Genomic DNA, 17,539 nt, shown 5'->3' with positions numbered 1-17,539 from the left:
TTAAAATCAACAATATCCTTGAGATATTATATTAAAATTCCATAAACCGCTGTAAAACTGACTTTATGCCCGAAACCTGAAAAACATATTCTTCCACAGCTCAAGCTGGATTTTACAATAGTATGGCAGATGTTTTGCCTTAAACGGAACTTTTTTATGTTTCATACTGATAGAAAAGCCGTTTTTGATACCTGCCAGATATTCTTTGCCCATTCCTTTTACTGCAAAGAACAGAAATTTGACCAGAAATCCGACTGCCAGAAACGGAAGATTCAGTATGATCTGCAGAAGCGGCATGTTCTTGTAGATCAGATAAATATTATTTCTCGAAGAATATCTGGTCTTAAACTGATTATATCTGGAACCGCTTGTTCCACTTCCCACATGATACACGATCGCTTCCGGAGCATACCAGTTCTCGTATCCATAAATCCTTGCCCTGTACCCAATATCCATATCTTCCAGATATGCAAAATGCTCCTCATCAAAATATCCGATTTTTTCCATTATTTTTTTGCGATAAATGGCAGCTCCGCCACAGGCCGCGAATATCCTGTCCTCTGTCTGGTAAGTATCGATATCCTTACCTTTTCCTCTGGCAAAAGCCCATCCCAGTGCACAGTAAAAATTTCCGGCATCATCCAGTCTGTCGCGGTCATGATACTGCACCATCCGCGCTCCGCACGAAAATGCATGTTTATGTCTTTTGATCGCTGCCAGCATCTTTTCCACAAAATCTTCTTTTACTTCTGTATCATTGTTGAGAAGAAGTACATACGGAGCTTTCGCCGCATGGATTCCCTCATTGACTGCTCTGCAGAATCCAAAATTTTCCGGCAGTTCAATAATATGCACCCACGGATAATTTGCCGTCACAAAAGAACAGCTTCCGTCTGCGGAGCCATTATCTACCAGAATGACTTCAAAATTTTTCAGTGTCTGCCCTTCCAGACTTCCAAGAACGCTGTCCAGAAATGCAATCCCATTAAAATTCGGTATGATTACCGATACTTCCATAATTTCTCCTATCTGTCTGTATTGTCTTTGCTTTGCATCCCTTTGAGGGGACGAAGTGAATAATTCCATTTTGTCAGAGAAAGGTTTTTATTATAGTATGGATCGCCTTTTTTGAGGATATCGATCCAGTGAGAACGCATATATTCAATCTCTTCCTGGAAACGCCGTACCTTTTCTTCGCTGTCCTCTGCCCCTCTCGTCTTGGATTCCATATGATACAGCTGAACATATGGATCATAAACGATCAGCCTTCCTGTCTGTCTGACTTTGAGACACAGATCCACGTCATTAAATGCCACAGCAAGTTCTTCACTAAAACCACCAGCATCTTCAAAAGCTTCTTTTTTCATCATCATACAGGCCGCTGTCACCGCACTCATATCCTGAATGATGGATGCCTTATGCAGATAACCGGTACGATTTGCCGGCATATTCACAAACATATGGCCTGCAATTCCTCCGATTCCGATCACACAGCCGGCATGCTGAATGGTGTTATCCGGATAAAGCAGTTTGACTCCGACCGCACCAACTTCTTTTCGCTGACACATACCAAGCATTTCAGTCAGCCATCCCTCTGTGATAACCGTCACATCATTGTTGAGGAACAACAGATATTCTCCCTTCGCATGACGGACGCCATAATTGTTGATCGCGGAATAGTTGAATTCCTTTTTCCAACGGAGCAGACGGATCTTCGGGTCTTTGGAAAGTTCTCTGTAATACTGAAAGATTTCCTCCGAAGTACTGTTGTTTTCTACGATAATGATCTCATAATTGAGATAAGCTGTTTTTTTGCGGATAGATTCGATGCAGGCACGCAGAGACTCCGTTTCATCTTTATTTGGAATAATAATAGAAACAAGGGGATTCCCCTGCACTGGATACTGCACTCTGAAAAATCCAAGATCCGGTGTATGTGTTACCGTTCCCTCTTCTCCAACTCGTTTCAGATGTGCTTCGATCGCACGTCTGCCAGCCTCAAATGCATACATTTTACTTGCCGGATTGTCTGCTGTAGATGCTTTGTGTGTACGCCAGTGATACAGAATCTCCGGTACATGCCCGATCCTGTCCGCCTGTTCCACACACCGAAAAATAAAATCATGATCCTGTGCCCCGTCAAATTCCTGCCGGAAGCCGCCGACTTTTTGGATCACCGACTGTCTCACAATAAAGAAATGGCAGATATAGTTATTGGAACGCAGCAGATCCAGACTGAAATCCGGTTTCAGATGTGGCTGAAAATGTTCACTTAAATCTGTTGTAACCTTATCTTCATCTGTATAAACAGCATCCAGTCCCGGATCTTTTTCCAGTGCCATTGCGATCTCATAAAGAGCATTTGGCGCGAGAAGATCATCATGATCCAGAATTCCCGCATATTCTCCTGTCGTCATCGCAAGTGCTGCATTTGTATTTCCTGCAATTCCGAGATTTTCTTGCAGATCCTGTACATGAATGCGGCTGTCTCTGACAGTATACTCCGCAAGCACAGCCTTCATCGCTTCATCATCCGGACTTCCGTTTGCAATACACAGTTCCCAGTTGGAATACGTCTGTGCAAGAAGAGAGTCGATCATCTGTCTCAGAAACAGCTCCGGTGTGCGATATGCCGGTACTGCCACACTGAGCAGGGGAGCATTCGAAAAACGGTGCCTGCGCTGCCTTTCCAGTTCTGCCTCATCCGGCACATAAGCCTCATACCATGGACCATATGGCACTTCCTCCGGCTCAAACCTTTCATGAAGGCGTATCCAGAATTCTTTGGGTCCATAATGTTTAAAATAACGCAGTCCTTTTTTAATCGTATAAGGACTTAGTTTTTTCAGCATCCTGCCCCATTCGATCCGGCCTGATACATCTTTATTTTTACTCATATTATAACTTTTCCTCATGTTCTGCTCTTAATCTTTACAGAATCATTTCAATAATTTTACTTATAATCGGCTTTATTTTATCATCCACCCTTCATTTTTGCAAGGGCAGATGTTATTCCATCCAATTTACCAGTGGCATTCTGCTTGAATTACCATTCAAAATGGGATATGATAGACTTCAGATATAAAGTATAGAATTATCATTAAAATACAAAACAGGAGTACATTTTATATGAAATTAAAAAAATTATGCAGCAGTCTTGCTGTTCTGGGACTTAGCTGTTCACTGATATTTCAGACACCGGTCCTGGCAGCCGAAGAAACAGCCGCAGCAGAAACAACTTCTGCCATCTCCACCAACAGTATCTCCGGATGGCCACAGGGACCGGAGATCACTTCAACCGCAGCGATCGTTATGGAGGACACAACCTCTACAACACTGTATGCTAAAAACATGGATCAGATTCTTTATCCAGGTGCTACCGTAAAAGTCATGACCACGCTTCTCGCACTGGAAAACGCACAGCTCACCGACTCGATCACCATGACTGCAACCGGCGTATCCGGTGTCACAGACGGCGGTGCCAATATCTCCGCACAGGTGGATGAAGTATTTACTGTAGAGCAATGTCTCTATGCGATCATGCTGGCTTCTGCCAACGATATCGCACTGCAGGTTGCCGAACAGCTGGGCGGATCTGTAGACGGATTTGTCCAGATGATGAACGCCCGCGCTGCTGAGCTTGGATGCAGCAATACTGTATTTACCAATCCAACCGGGATGCCGGATGAAAATCAGCACACCACAGCACATGATATGGCATTGATCATGAAAGCCGCGATCGATAATGAATCTTTCCGAACTATTGCCGGCACTGCTTCCTACACGATTCCTGCAACCAACGTTTCCGGCGGTGAACGAGTTCTGACCAACAACTTTTCTCTGTTGAACAATACGAATGCTTCTTATTATCAGTACTGCATCGGCGGACGTGAAGGATATACCGAAGCCTCCGGCAGCACACTGGTCTGCGGAGCCGAAAAAGACGGAGTTTCTCTGATCGCCGTTGTTCTCCAGGGTGCTTCCGGCACAACTGCCGCCGAAGCAGTCAGTCTCCTGAATTATGGATTTGATAATTTCCAGATGCTTTCTCTCGGTGATACGGATTTCAATATGATTTCCGGTGGAAATGTCTTTGTTCCGGCAGGTACCACTGCAGATGCCCTCACCACACAGGATGGCGAGGTACAGGATGAACAGTATACCCGTCAGTTCTTCTACAATGGTACTCTGGTGGGCACCGCTCTTATGGCTGCCACTGCCCCGGAGGAAGACAGCACCTTAATGCAAACCAGTGCCCAGAATGTGGAGGCAGCCCAGAATTACACGGCGGCTCACTCCAATATTCCATATTTTGCAATCGGCGGTGCCGCCCTTGTTCTTTTCCTTTTGATTCTTCTTCGCATTATAAAAATTGCAAAATCCTGACCACATAAAAATGCATAAAAAAGCAACAGCCCTATGACAGAGCTGTTGTTTTTTTGTTTGTCTTTTTCTTTTTATACAGTACCAGAAATACCTGGCCGCCAATCATAAGAATCCAGCACAGAATGCTGACCAGTGCGCCGGAATACAAGCCCGGAGCCTGGAACGTAAGCGTCAGTGTATGATTTCCTTCCGGTACTTTGCACGCCAGAAATCCAATATCACCCCGGAGCAGTTCGGTTTCCTGACCGTCAATCGTCAGACTCCATCCATTTTCATATGGTATCATAAATAACGCATATCCGTCTGTCTCTGCATGGATGCTTCCTGTCAGCCGTGAATCGATCACCGGTGCATCCAGGGTCACTGTCGATGACTGTTCTTTTTCCTTCTGTGCTTCTGTTTTCAGTTTATCCAGTTCCGACACATTCTGTATCTCCGTACCATCTTCCAGTGCAATGGCACCTCCCAGAAGCGTATCTCTTGTCTCCTCCGTACACAGTTTACTGAGACTGTTCTCCGAAATCGCCGTACTGTAAAAATGCGCTGTCTCTGCATCCAGAAGATTTTCGTGAATATAGAGCCCGCCCTCCAGCCGGATCATCCGGTATTTACTGGTATCCAGTTCCTTCTGTCCAGAAAGAATATATTTTACACCCAGAAAAGCCGCCAGCCAGTTATCACTGATCTGATTCCAGAAAACATAATGGTTCTGATCTGACACAAACAACTGTGGACAACAGGCTTCCACGAATTTCTTTACCCAGCCATTCATGACCGAATTGTAGGTAGATACGCCTCGATATCCCTGTGCCACTGAATCCATTGCCAGAGAACCGGCCATATAGTCTTTTTCCACCCGATAAAAACTACTGTCGTTCTCTTCAAGATAGCTGAGGCAGTCCTGCATATCTGTACGATAGATCGCCCGGAAAAAGTCCTGCGGCTTTTCTGCCTCCGCACTGTATTTCACCAGATCATCTTCCGATTCCCACATGGCTTCATAACGCTGTGTTTCCTGTTCCATCTGCTCCTGCGGGGTATCTGATTTTTTCATGGTAACTCTGTTTTCGTAATTAACTGCACCCTCGGATACCATACTGACTGCCAGACCTGCTGCCATCACACCCATGAGTGCTTTGCGGATCTGCTGCTTTTTCATATAATTCAGAACCAGCATGCAGACCGCAAACAAAATCCCTGTGACAGTCAAAATCAGAATATTCCTTTTGTAAACCGCATAACCTGCCTGTTCATAGCCACTCCAGTATTCCACACACATCAGCACAGCCACTGCCGCAAGCAAAAGCAGGCTCACTTTTCCGCCTTTTCTGAGATAATCCCACATCCATGCCATCAACAACACGAGCACCGGCATCAGAACGAAGGTATAGCGGAAGGAAACAATCGTAAAATAATTAAAGACGATTCCACCGATTGGAAAGCTTACTCCGACAATAATGAGAAGTGCCGCTGCATAAAGCACCCTCTTCGCTCTCTTCTGCATATCTGATTTCCAGAGTACCGCAAGAAACTGCACATCCATAAAAACAGAAAGTGCCGAACAGAACATCACCGGATCTTCATAATAATTTCGCATATAATGCTGCGTTGCCTTTGCCATTCCATAGCCATTCTGAAGATTGCTGGAAAAGATCCGTTTAAAAAGTGTCTCATAATATTTCGGTGCAAACGGTGTAAAACATCTTTTTACAAACTTCCAGAAACTTGTTCCGCTGCTGTCCAGTCTGGTAGATACCCCCAGAAGAATCTCTGCCATCGGAAGAAAGATCACCATACTCATTCCGATCCCCAGAAGGATTTCTCCGCATCCGAGCAGAAACCTGCCCAGACGCTGCTTCCAGGTCAGACCTTCCAGCATCAGAATACGGAAGATCAGATACAGCCCTGTCGCCGCCAGACACATGTATGTAAAATACACACTGTAGATTCCACACAGAAAGACCATGACAGGAAAAAAGCCTCTGCCTTTTTTCTTCTGTACAGATTTTTCACAAAATCCAAGCAGCAGCGGAAGGTAAATCACTGCCGTACCAAACTGATAATGCTGTCCCCATACCAGAAGAAATCCATTCAGTCCATAAACATACGCAGCAAGCAGCTTTGCCTGCCAGCTGAAAGAAAACTGTGACACAAACCAGTAACATGCCATTCCTGCCGCCAGGATCTTCAGGATCTGAATAACATTAATGTAGATCAGCATATGTGCCGGTCCCAGCACAACTCCGATTCCATAAAGAAGCATCAGGAACGGATCAAACAGGTTGAAGTTGAATACATTGATTCCAAGCCCATTCGTAAAATCCCATAATGCAAACTCGCCGGACCGCAGATGATTGACAATACCGGTATAGATCATGATGTACTGCTGCCAGGTATCGCTTCCGATATCATTAAAGATCAGCAGGCGGTCACCAAGCAGATACTCTCTGAAAATAATCAGACAGCTTATGCCCAACAACATTATCAATAAAAAAAGTACCCTGATATTTTGTTTTTTTTCGCTTGTCTGCATGATCTTACATAATCTCTTTCAGATAACGTCCAAGTGCATCTTTCCAGTCAGGAAGTCTTGTAAATCCGTGTTCTTCCAGCTTTTTCTTTTCCATGCGGCTGTTGGAAGGACGTTTTGCCTTTGCCGGATATTCCGCAGAACTTACCGGAAGGACTTTGACAGCCATACCTGCCTGACGGAAGATCTCTTTTGCAAAATCATACCAGGAAATATAGCCGCCCTCGTTGGTTGCATGGTATTTGCCATATTCTTCTTTTTCCAGCATATCTACCAGCAGTCTTGCCAGATCATACGTATATGTCGGTGTTCCGATCTGGTCATCCACAACCGTCAGAGTATCATGTGTTTTTCCGAGGTTCAGCATGGTTCTGATAAAGTTTTTGCCGTTGAGTCCGAATACCCATGCAATGCGCACAATGTAATGCTTCGGTGCATATTTTTCTACAGCTACCTCACCCTCATATTTGGACTGACCATATACATTCAATGGCTCCACAACCGGATCATCCGGCTCCCACGGACGGGTTCCCTGTCCGTCGAACACATAATCTGTACTGATGTACACCATCGGAATGTCGAGTTTTCCACACATCTTTGCAATATTTGCAGTTCCATCCACATTAACTTTGTGACAAACCTCCTGGTTATCCTCTGCCGCATCCACAGCTGTCCAGGCTGCACAGTGTACCACCCTGTCCGGATGAACCTCTCCGATCACTTTTTCCACTGCTGCACTGTCAGTAATGTCCATCTCTGCAACATCCACACCGACACCCTCATATCCTCTTTTTGCCAGCTCATTCATAACATCATAACCAAGCTGTCCTTTTACACCTGTTACCAGTACTTTCATACCAAGCCTCCTATATTCTCTTCAATGAAAAATCCTGGCTCTTTAATGTCAGATTCGGATTGTAGTACGGATCTCCGTCCCGCATGATATCCGGCCAGCGTCTTTCAAATGTCTGAATCTCTTTATTAAAACGTGCTACTTTTTCCGGTGTATCTTCCAGTCCTCTGGACTTGGATTCATAATGATACAGCTCTGCATATGGATTATAGACGATCAGATATCCTGCTGCACGCAGCTTCATGCAGAAATCAATATCATTAAATGCAACCGCAAGCTCTTCTGTCAGACCACCAACCTCATCAAAGGCACTTCTTTTTACCATCATACACGCGGCTGTTACCGCACTGTAATCCTGTGCGCAGATGATCCTGTGGCAGTATCCGGTCGTACCACGCGGCTGCAGAACAAAACAGTGACCTGCAATTCCGCCAAATCCGATAACGACTCCGGCATGCTGGATCGTATCATCCTCATAATACATGCGGGCACCAACCGCACCTACATCACTTCTCATGCAATAGCCAAGCAATTCTTCCAGGCAGTCTTCATTGATGATTTCTGTATCATTGTTGAGCAGAAGGATATATTCTCCTTTTGCAAAAGTCGCACCGTAATTGTTGATCGCAGAATAATTAAATTCTCTGTCCCAGTACACCACATGTGCTTTTGGATTTTCTGCTTCCAGTTGTTTATAATACTGAAACGTCGCGTCTTCTGTACTGTTATTTTCCACAATGATATATTCATAATTCTGATAAGTGGATTTCTGATCGATCGAATCCATACAACGTTTCAGATCATCAATGTGATCTTTATTCGGAATGATGATCGAGATCAACGGATCATGGTCTCTGTGGAATTTTGTTCTGTAAAGTCCAAGGAACTCTCCCTGATATACTTCTGCATCAATCCCTGTTCTTCTGTAATGCTCCTCGATCGCACGTTTTCCTGCTTCAAATGCATACATCTTACTTTCCGGATTTTCTGCCGTAGAATCTTCATGGCATCTCCAGTGATACAGAATCTTCGGTACATGACAGATCTGCTCCGCTTTCACGGCTTCCACACAGCGGAAGATAAAATCATAATCCTGCGCACCATCAAATTCTTTGCGCAGCACTCCTACCTGATCGATCACAGTTCTGTCAACCACAAACAGATGGCAGATATAATTCACCGTACACAGCAGATCCGGATTGTAGTCTGGCTTAAAATGAGGCTGGAAGAACTTATGTCCATCCATGGACATTTTGTCTTCATCAGAATACAGCACACGGATTTCTCTGTTTTTATTCAGTGCCTTGACACACTCGAACAGCGCGTGTGGTGTCAGTTCATCGTCATGGTCTGCAAATGCGATATAATCCCCCGTTGCGATTTCAATGCCAGCATTGGTATTTTCAGAAATCTGCAATGCTTCTTTGTGAGAAACCACCCGGATCCTTTCGTCAGAAGATGCCAGCGATTCCAGAATCTCCGCCAGAGGAGAATTTTCTCCGCTTCCGTCAGAAAGACAGAGTTCCCAGTTTGGGTAGGTCTGATTCTTCACGGATTCTACCAGCTGTCTCAGATATTTCTCCGGTGTCCTGTATAACGGAATCACAATACTGATCTTAGGCTGAAATTCAAATTTTTCTCTCTTCTGCCGCTCCAGTTCCTTCGCATTTGGGAGATGACGCAGAATCCATTTCTGATACGGAATCTCTCTGGTTGAAGCTGTACGGATCTTGGATGCCACTTTTCCTACCAGTGCCGCACTTCCCTGACTTCTCCAGTAACGGATACCTTTCTGTGCGTATTTTTCTATTTTTTTGCGGAGCACCACTGCCTGCTGCAGCGGCACTACATGGACAGACTTGGTATCTCCTGCATAAAATACTACATAGACTACTTTTCCACTGAGATTTGTCAACTCTGCAAAAAATCCCGATTTGTCTGTGTGTTCCATCTCTTCATAGAGCTGTTCCACATCTACTCGCTCCGTTCGCAGGATCTCTGCCTGAATCTTCTGCTTATTTTCATCAAAAATCTGAATGCGTACCGGCTCTTTGGCTACTGCCCATCCGCGGATACGCAGAAATCCCTGCTGCACTTTTTCTTCTTCAATAAAAAACTGCGGCTTTCCTCTGCGCTTCTCCAGATTCTTTACCGGTATCGAAAACCAGCAGAATGTTTTTTCCGGCATATCTGCATAAACTGTCAGTTTCTGAAATCCATCCAGGGATTTCGGCAGCTGTACAGCAGCTGTGATCCGCTCTCCACGCAGCAGATCCGGATCTTTAAAACGTTCCAGCGCACTGACTACTTCCAGTCTCTGAATCTCCGCTTTTATCTCAGAGCCGTCCAACATGGCACGCATTTTTGCCTCTTTCGGCCATGTGCCCTGTAAAATATAGCAACAGGGATCCTGCAGATGAAAGCGGTCCTTTGTTACCTCAAAAATTTCTCTTGCCATATCAACCTCGTTTCTCAGTCCTCCCTTAAAGAACAGTCTCCCTCTGTTACCGAAAGGTTCGGGCTGTAATAAGGATCTCCTGCTTCTAACTGAGCAGCCCATTTTTCCTTGAATCTTGTCACTTCTTTATCAAAACGGAACTGTTTTTCCGGAGTATCTTCCAGGCCTCTTGATTTGGACTCATAATGATACAGTTCCGCATAAGGTGTAAACACGATCTTCTTTCCTGCCGCCCGCAGCTTCATGCACAGATCAATGTCATTGAACGCAACCTGAAAGGTCTCGTCAAAGCAGCCCACTGCCTCGAAATCTGTCTTCCGCACCATCATGCAGGCAGCTGTTACCGCGCTGATCTCCTGTACACTGATCATCCTGCCAAAATATCCCGTCTCTTCTCTGGATGCACGGCACATAATATGTCCGGCAATTCCCCCGAGTCCGAGTACCACTCCTGCATGCTGGATCGTGTCATCCGGATAATAAAGTTTCGCTCCTACTGCTGCCACCTGATCCTGCTGACAGATCTGCAGCATTTCTTCTATCCACTGTGGTGTAAGGATCTCCACATCATTGTTAAGAAACAGCAGATATTCTCCCTGTGCCTCTTTTGCTGCAAAATTGTTGATCGAGGAATAATTGAATTCTTTTTCCCAGGTCAGTACCTTTACTTTTGGATAACGTCCCGGCAGCTTTTTGTAATATTCAAATGTCTCCGGATTCTCGCTGTTATTCTCAACCACCAGGACTTCATAATTCCGGTAGGTAGATTTTTTGTTCATGGAAAACAGACACAGCTCCAGATCTTCTATATGATCTTTATTTGGAATGATGACAGAGACCAGCGGTGTTCCCTGCACCTTCACATAGCTCCGGTACCAGCCCGACCGTTCGGTCATCTCTACTTTTGCTTCGATTCCCAGGCGCTGATAATGTTCACGGATTGCGTTTCTTCCCGCTTCATACGCATACATCTTGCTTGCCGGATCCGCCGCTGTGGAATCCATGTGACAGCGCCAGTGATACAGCACCTTCGGAATATGCACGATATTTGCTGCCTGTTCACAGCAACGGAAAATAAAATCATAATCCTGCGCACCGTCAAATTCCTGTTTCAGATAACCGACTTTGTCCGCCAGACTTTTCCGTACCACAAATATATGACAGATATAATTGTTTTCACGCAGACGGAACAGATTGAAATCGGGTTTGAAATTCGGATCAAAATAATGTCTTCCGTCCATGCTCACCTTATCTTCATCGGTATACAGGACATCCGTTCCGGACTTCTCATTGATGGCCCGGACAATCTCATACAGTGCATCCGGCTCCAGTGTATCATCATGATCACAGAGCATCAGAAACTCTCCTTCTGCCAGTGCGATCGCCGCATTCGTATTTACAGAAATACCACCATTTTCACTGAGCTTGGTATATACCAGTCGTTTTTCTTTTCCATAATGCTTTTCAAGGAATTCTTTTGCTTTATCATTCGGACTTCCATCTGCCAGACATAACTGCCAGTTTTCATAGCTCTGTGCACGTACCGAATCCACCAGCTCTTTCAGATACGGAAGTGGCGTCTGATATAATGGAATCACAATGCTGATCTGCGGTTTCTCTGCAAAATCCGCATGTTTTTGCTTTCTCAGAGTTTTTCTGTCTGCCTGGTGTTTTTTCAGCCATGCTTCATAGCCTCCCGTACTCTCCGGTTCATTTTTGCCGAACAGTCTGCTGAAGAACCCTTTGGGTCTGTTCGCTTTCCGAAGCTCCTGGACATCAATCTCACAGGTCTTTGTCACAGAATCTCCCCGGAAATGAAGAACGATCCGTTTTCCCGGAATCTCCTGAATATTTGCCGAAATACGAAAGCCGATCTCCTGCGTGCGGTATTCCTCATCCAGTCCTCTGCGTTCGGCCACATCCGGTCTTCTGCCACGGCTGATCCTGCATTCCAGAATGCTCATATCCTCTTTATGGACAGCAATTTCCACTGTTCCTCTCTGGTCAATTGCCCAGCCCTGAATTTCCAGCATGGTATCATACAGGACTTCTACTCTGTCCAGATGAAATTCCACAAGGCTTTCCTTCATGAAATCTTCCAGTTCATCAGAAGTTTTTTCCCAGATGGAGGCCTTTTCCTTCCCATCTATTACAAAAAGTTCCAGCTCCTGATATTTCCGGGATAGCTGCAATGCATCCGGAATACACACCGTAAAGCCAGGCAGAAAATCTCCCGCCGCTTCTTCCAGTGCCTGTTCCACGTCCGGACGTGGATGGAACTGTACTTTGGGAATCTCAATCTTCTGATGCCCGTCAGCAAAAAGTTCAAATTTGCATTCTGTCTTTGAAGAAGGAAAATACCATCCCTCCAGACGCAAAACATGTCCATGTCTGTCATTATATTTCTGTTCATCTACGCTGAAGCGTAATTTTTCCATGTTTCATCCTCATTAAAAATTGTTTTTCACAGATTTCTCTCTGTTATTTTTTCTTGATTCCCCGGTACAGCTTCCAGACCTTTGTGTTTTCCATTTCATGGATCTGGCGTTTCAGCTTCCGGATCTCCTGATCTTTCTGTGCCGATGCACTGGCAAATGCTTTCCAGAATTTTTCCTGCGCATCCTGTGCTTTCATCACATATACTTCCAGTCGGACAGCCTGTCCTTTTTTCGGCAGATCTTCCACGATAAACTGCGGATCTCCCGCACCAAAGTAATACTGTCCGGCACCCAGTGGAAATCCATTTGTAGAAAAGGAAAGTTTCTTTCCATCATCCAGTGTCAGTGTTTTTAATTCCAGCCCGCCGACAGCCTCACCTGGGTCCAGGCGCAGCCTGTGCACACCTTCCGGAATCGGGATATCAATGCAGACACCCTGCCGTCCCATCGGCAGAAGAACAGAATCTTTTTCCGAAAAATCAGCTCCCCTGTCGTAAAACACCTGAAGCCTCCGTTCTGCACTCGCTGCGCGAAGCTGCTCATAATAAGCCAGAATATCAACTTTCCCCGGTGAAACCTCTTCATACATGGAAAGCAGCGGAATATGTGTCCCCTGCATGTAATTCTGAAAATGGCGTTCCATTTCTGCAAAAAGCTCTATTTCTTTTTGTGAAATTCCTGCTTTTCCATAAAAATCCCGTTCTTTAAGTATCCTGCGTTTGCCATCGCTTTCCAGATAATAATGGATCATACGGTACAGAATGTACTTGCATGGGATTGGGAAACGGAAGGTCCATTCATAATCAATCACAGATACTCTGTCTTTTTCGATCAGAATATTGGCAGGTACCAGATCAATATTGGACATTCCGCTGCAACGACAGTTCTCACTGATCTCTGCATCTCCGAATACCTCCACAAACTCCGGTGTCTTGAAAAAGATTTCTCCCTCATGGATGTGACGGATCTTTTTGAGATACATAAAAAACAGTTTTTCCAGTTCTTCCAGCTTTCCTTTTTCCAGAAGACTGTCCAGACGTTCCTCCAGTGTTTCACCTTCCAGGTATTCCAGACGTACACCTTCCTCTTCAGCAGAACAGGTATTCATTTCCAGCCCCTCTCTTCCATAAAAGGCAGAAAGTTCTCTGGAAATACGTTCCAGATTTTTTACATGCTCCACTGCTCTTGTATCTGCCGGAAGTTTTCGTACAGACCGTTTGCCTGCATGATTCTCACAGATATCTGTCCGGATATCAAACTCCGGTGCACGCTCATTTGAAAACTTGGAGTAGATTGTCTCTGTCTCTATTTTTTCTTTACTGATCAGCAAAAGAAAAGAATTGGCAAATTCCGGATACAGATCATTTTCCAGCAGAGAATCATAAACCGGTGACTCCTGAAACAGCTGCAGCCGCAGACGGTCATAATTGGTTTCCAGACGATTAAGCTCACCTTTGGCCGGAAGACGTCTGTCTGAATAAATCGTCATCGGAAGCTTGTAATCCGGGAATGGATAATACCAGGAAGCCTGCAGATTTCCTGCTTTTTCAAGAATTGCAGACAACTCTTTTTTAGAAAAAGTTTTCACTCCGCTGGTTGTCGGATATCCTTCCAGTCCCTCGAACAGTGTTCCAAAATGATCCTCCGTGCATCCTGCCCAGTATTTCAGCCCCAGACGGTTCTCAATCGCAAGAACGATCTTCCCGTCCGGTTTGAGATGTCTGGAAATAATCTTCAGAAAATCTATATAAGGAGTTTCACTCTGTATATAGGCTTCCCCATATTCAAATACACCGATCAGCGTAATATAATCATATTTTTCTGTAAGTGTTTTTTCGATATCCTGGAAATTTCCCATAAGAATCTGCAGATTCGCAAAGTCTTTGTGTCTCCAGGCATTGATCATACTGCGTTTCTTTGACAGTTCAATACAGGTGACCTTTGCTGCTTTTTTGCACAGTGCACCGGTCACAGCTCCGCATCCGGAACCAATCTCAAGCACACTCTCCCGGCCGGTAAAAGGAAGCCAGCTCAGGATATTTTCTCTGATATGAGAATAATGATACAGGATTGGCCAGCTTTTGCGCTCTGCAATCACCTGATTCCATTGCTCTTCCGGATAAGTTCTGGCAATTTCCAGCATCTCATCTTCAATCGCACCATCTGTATATAAATCCTGTCCCGGATAATACGTATCATCCAGAATTACCTGTCCAATTTTTTCTGTCATGCTTCTTCTCCACAATGAATTTCCACTTTTGAGTTCATATCATAAAATCCAACGGTATTTTTGTTGGACACAACTGTAATGTTACACGCATCATACAATCTGTGAAATACCGTAAACTCACCGTCTTTATAACCGGTACATCCAAAGGAAAGCAGATATTCTCCGCCCTGCAGGAACATATCCTGTGTAAATGTCACCGTGCAGACATCTCCTGCCTCCGAATGTTCCACATGCATCTTTTCAAACATGGTATTTGTGCCTGTGATCTCTGTTCCCTTGATATCCTTGAAGGTATATGCCAGAATCGGTTCCTGTATGGATTGGTGGAACAACACCCGCATCTTGATCGTAAAAGAAGCTCCTTTTTCAATCGTGTTGGTGCAGAGTCCTTTGTCATCCACAACAGCAAAATCTGTAATCTCCGCCAGCTTGCTTCCATATTCCAGCATATTCGGATTGACCTGGAACTGCTCGTTCCAGTTTTCTCTCGTCTTCTCTTCTGTTTTTTCCTCCGGCGCTTTTGTCGGGTCCTGTCCGACCAGCAGCTGTTTGTACATATCTACCATCTGCTTCGGAGAACCCTCTTCCAGTTTTACGCCTTTATTCAGGAGAATGACCCTGTCACAATATCTGGAAATACTGCTGAGATCATGACTGACAAAAAGAATGGTACGTCCCATCTTTTTGAATTCTTCGAATTTCCGGTAACACTTTGCCTGAAAGAAAACATCTCCTACAGAAAGCGCCTCGTCCACGATCAGGATCTCCGGATCAATATTGATCGCAACGGCAAAAGCCAGACGAACGAACATACCACTGGAATATGCTTTGACCGGCTGATGTACAAAATCTCCGATGTCCGCAAAATCCAGAATATCCTGCAGTCTGGCATCAATTTCCTCTTTTGAAAATCCCATCATGGTTCCATTGAGATACACATTTTCGATTCCGGTATACTCCATGTTAAACCCTGCTCCCAGCTCCAGCAGTGCAGAGATTCTTCCATCTACCACTACTTCGCCACCTGTCGGATTCAGTACACCGGTAATAATTTTAAGAATCGTGGATTTACCGGAACCATTGGTTCCGATAATTCCCACCGTCTCACCTCTTTTTACATCAAAGCTCACATCCCGGAGCGCATAATGTTCCCGCACCGGAACTTTAAAACCAAGAGCTTCTTTCAGTCGGTCGGACGGTTTGTTATATAATTTGTACATCTTGTCCAGATGCTTTACCTGAATTGCAAATTCACTCATTCTACTCTCCAATTACAGTACATCGGCAAAATGTACCTGAAGTTTTTTAAATAATCTGGTTCCAAGGAAAAATACCACCAGTGTAAATCCCCAGAAATACAGAGTCAGCAGCGGATGTTCCCAGATTGCCACTTTGTTGATCAGCGAATCTCTGTATCCCTGCACCACATAGAATACAGGATTCAGTTTCAGAATATTCGCAAGGATTCCTCCAAGTCCCAGATCATTAAAGTCCCACATGATCGGTGTTACCCAGACGCCGACCTGCAGCATGATATTGATGATCTGGCTCAGATCACGGAAAAATACTACCGCTGCACTTGTCATATAGGTAACTGCAAGGATCAGCATAAAAATACAGAAACTGTAGTATACCAGCTGCAGTGCATACAGACTCGGCGGATATCCCATACAGGTATAGATCACCAGTACGATCACAACAAAAAATGCATGTACGAACACTGCCGAAAATACTTTGACTACAGGAAGAATGCGGATATTGAATACCACTTTCTTGACCAGATAATTATATTCCAGAAGTGCATTTGTTCCACCGGTCAGTCCCTCCTGAATGAAGAACCACGGCACCAGACCTGCGATCAGCCAGAGGACAAACGGTACACCTTTGTCGGAACCATTGCGCAGTGCCAGACCAAAAACAAACCAGTACACACAGATCGTTACGATCGGCTGAATAAATGCCCAGATCGTTCCAAAATAGGAACCTGCATATTTTGTTTTGAAATCATTTTTTGCCAGTGAAAAAACTAATCTTCGATTTCTGTAGATTTCCCCCGGCAGCCAGGTTTCGTTTCTCAATCCTTTTTACTCCTGTTGGCTGTATATTCCCTGAAGCTTCCCCATTTCTGATCTTTGTCAGAAAGGATCAGTTCCATTCCCTCCGGGATCGGCCACTCTACTCCGATATCCGGATCATTGTATGCAAGTCCGCCCTCATCGTTCGGATGATAAAAATCTGTACATTTATAAGCAAATTCTGCTGTATCAGAAAGGACCACAAAGCCATGTGCAAAATTCTTAGGGATAAAGAACTGCTTTTTGTTTTCTGCGGAAAGCAGAACGCCATACCACTGTCCGTATGTCGGAGAACCTTCTCTCAGGTCAACAGCCACATCAAATACTTCCCCGCTCACAACGCGAACCAGCTTGTCCTGTGGATAATTGATCTGGAAATGCAGTCCGCGAAGTACTCCCTTACGGGAACTTGACTGATTGTCCTGTACAAATTCCATATCGATTCCGGCTGCTTTGTAATCATTATAATTATATGTTTCCATAAAATATCCACGTTCATCACCAAATACCGTTGGCGTGATAACTTTGAGCCCGTCAATATGGCAGGTTTCTACTGTGATTTTGCCCAT

11 protein-coding genes are annotated in these 17,539 nt (G+C 44.7%); 1 reads left to right on the top strand and 10 read right to left on the bottom strand.

The features are described from left to right. Positions 1 to 63 precede the first annotated feature (63 nt). Together KQI91_RS07595 and KQI91_RS07590 are read right to left on the bottom strand one after the other, a co-directional pair. Positions 64 to 1,020: a glycosyltransferase family 2 protein gene (locus KQI91_RS07595; RefSeq protein ID WP_216392295.1), complete on the bottom strand. Its 957-nt coding sequence runs from the start codon at positions 1,018 to 1,020 to the stop codon at positions 64 to 66. A 5-nt stretch (positions 1,021 to 1,025) separates the two neighbouring features. After that, entirely contained in the window at positions 1,026 to 2,897 is a 1,872-nt protein-coding gene (locus KQI91_RS07590) for a glycosyltransferase family 2 protein (RefSeq protein WP_216392242.1), read from the bottom strand. A gap of 232 nt (positions 2,898 to 3,129) precedes the next feature. On the opposite strand from KQI91_RS07590, the gene KQI91_RS07585 reads away from it, so the two are divergent. Continuing rightward, complete coding sequence (locus KQI91_RS07585; protein WP_216392241.1) at positions 3,130 to 4,386, top strand: D-alanyl-D-alanine carboxypeptidase family protein; 1,257 nt, start codon at positions 3,130 to 3,132, stop codon at positions 4,384 to 4,386. A gap of 31 nt (positions 4,387 to 4,417) precedes the next feature. On the opposite strand, the gene KQI91_RS07580 is transcribed toward KQI91_RS07585, so the two are convergent. From KQI91_RS07580 to rfbC, 8 genes are read right to left on the bottom strand one after another with little or no spacing between them, the layout of a single operon-like run. Beyond that, complete coding sequence (locus tag KQI91_RS07580; protein WP_253288440.1) at positions 4,418 to 6,868, bottom strand: YfhO family protein; 2,451 nt, start codon at positions 6,866 to 6,868, stop codon at positions 4,418 to 4,420. A 55-nt stretch (positions 6,869 to 6,923) separates the two neighbouring features. Beyond that, a complete protein-coding gene (rfbD, locus tag KQI91_RS07575) occupies positions 6,924 to 7,772 on the bottom strand; it encodes a dTDP-4-dehydrorhamnose reductase (RefSeq protein WP_216392239.1) in 849 nt (282 codons plus the stop codon). A gap of 10 nt (positions 7,773 to 7,782) precedes the next feature. Beyond that, positions 7,783 to 10,227, bottom strand: coding sequence for a glycosyltransferase family 2 protein (locus KQI91_RS07570; RefSeq protein ID WP_216392238.1), 2,445 nt, complete (start codon positions 10,225 to 10,227; stop codon positions 7,783 to 7,785). A 14-nt stretch (positions 10,228 to 10,241) separates the two neighbouring features. Continuing rightward, entirely contained in the window at positions 10,242 to 12,665 is a 2,424-nt protein-coding gene (locus tag KQI91_RS07565; RefSeq protein ID WP_216392237.1) for a glycosyltransferase family 2 protein, read from the bottom strand. 43 nt (positions 12,666 to 12,708) lie between these two features. Next, a complete protein-coding gene (locus KQI91_RS07560; RefSeq protein WP_216392236.1) occupies positions 12,709 to 14,895 on the bottom strand; it encodes a methyltransferase in 2,187 nt (728 codons plus the stop codon). After that, positions 14,892 to 16,154: an ABC transporter ATP-binding protein gene (locus KQI91_RS07555; protein ID WP_216392235.1), complete on the bottom strand. Its 1,263-nt coding sequence runs from the start codon at positions 16,152 to 16,154 to the stop codon at positions 14,892 to 14,894. The genes KQI91_RS07560 and KQI91_RS07555 overlap by 4 nt, the downstream gene beginning before the upstream one ends. A 12-nt stretch (positions 16,155 to 16,166) precedes the next feature. Then, positions 16,167 to 16,973, bottom strand: coding sequence for an ABC transporter permease (locus KQI91_RS07550; RefSeq protein ID WP_216392234.1), 807 nt, complete (start codon positions 16,971 to 16,973; stop codon positions 16,167 to 16,169). Further along, positions 16,970 to 17,539 (bottom strand): dTDP-4-dehydrorhamnose 3,5-epimerase, encoded by a 570-nt coding sequence (rfbC, locus tag KQI91_RS07545; protein WP_216392233.1) that lies wholly within the window; start codon positions 17,537 to 17,539, stop codon positions 16,970 to 16,972. Before rfbC ends, KQI91_RS07550 begins: the two co-directional genes overlap by 4 nt.

The organism is Blautia sp. MSJ-19 (genome assembly GCF_018918125.1).
In the GTDB taxonomy this organism is placed as follows: domain Bacteria; phylum Bacillota; class Clostridia; order Lachnospirales; family Lachnospiraceae; genus Blautia_A.
The sequence above is the reverse complement of the archived record's forward strand: the minus strand, read 5'-3'. Positions and strand labels throughout refer to the sequence as shown.

Excerpts from the sequence above, each read along its gene's own strand:
- KQI91_RS07590 (WP_216392242.1), bottom strand. The coding sequence starts at position 2,897 with ATGAGTAAAAATAAAGATGTATCAGGCCGGATCGAATGGGGCAGGATG.
- KQI91_RS07585 (WP_216392241.1), top strand. The coding sequence starts at position 3,130 with ATGAAATTAAAAAAATTATGCAGCAGTCTTGCTGTTCTGGGACTTAGC.
- KQI91_RS07580 (WP_253288440.1), bottom strand. The coding sequence starts at position 6,868 with ATGTTGTTGGGCATAAGCTGTCTGATTATTTTCAGAGAGTATCTGCTT.
- rfbD (WP_216392239.1), bottom strand. The coding sequence starts at position 7,772 with ATGAAAGTACTGGTAACAGGTGTAAAAGGACAGCTTGGTTATGATGTT.
- KQI91_RS07570 (WP_216392238.1), bottom strand. The coding sequence starts at position 10,227 with ATGGCAAGAGAAATTTTTGAGGTAACAAAGGACCGCTTTCATCTGCAG.
- KQI91_RS07565 (WP_216392237.1), bottom strand. The coding sequence starts at position 12,665 with ATGGAAAAATTACGCTTCAGCGTAGATGAACAGAAATATAATGACAGA.
- KQI91_RS07560 (WP_216392236.1), bottom strand. The coding sequence starts at position 14,895 with ATGACAGAAAAAATTGGACAGGTAATTCTGGATGATACGTATTATCCG.
- KQI91_RS07555 (WP_216392235.1), bottom strand. The coding sequence starts at position 16,154 with ATGAGTGAATTTGCAATTCAGGTAAAGCATCTGGACAAGATGTACAAA.
- rfbC (WP_216392233.1), bottom strand. The coding sequence starts at position 17,539 with ATGGGCAAAATCACAGTAGAAACCTGCCATATTGACGGGCTCAAAGTT.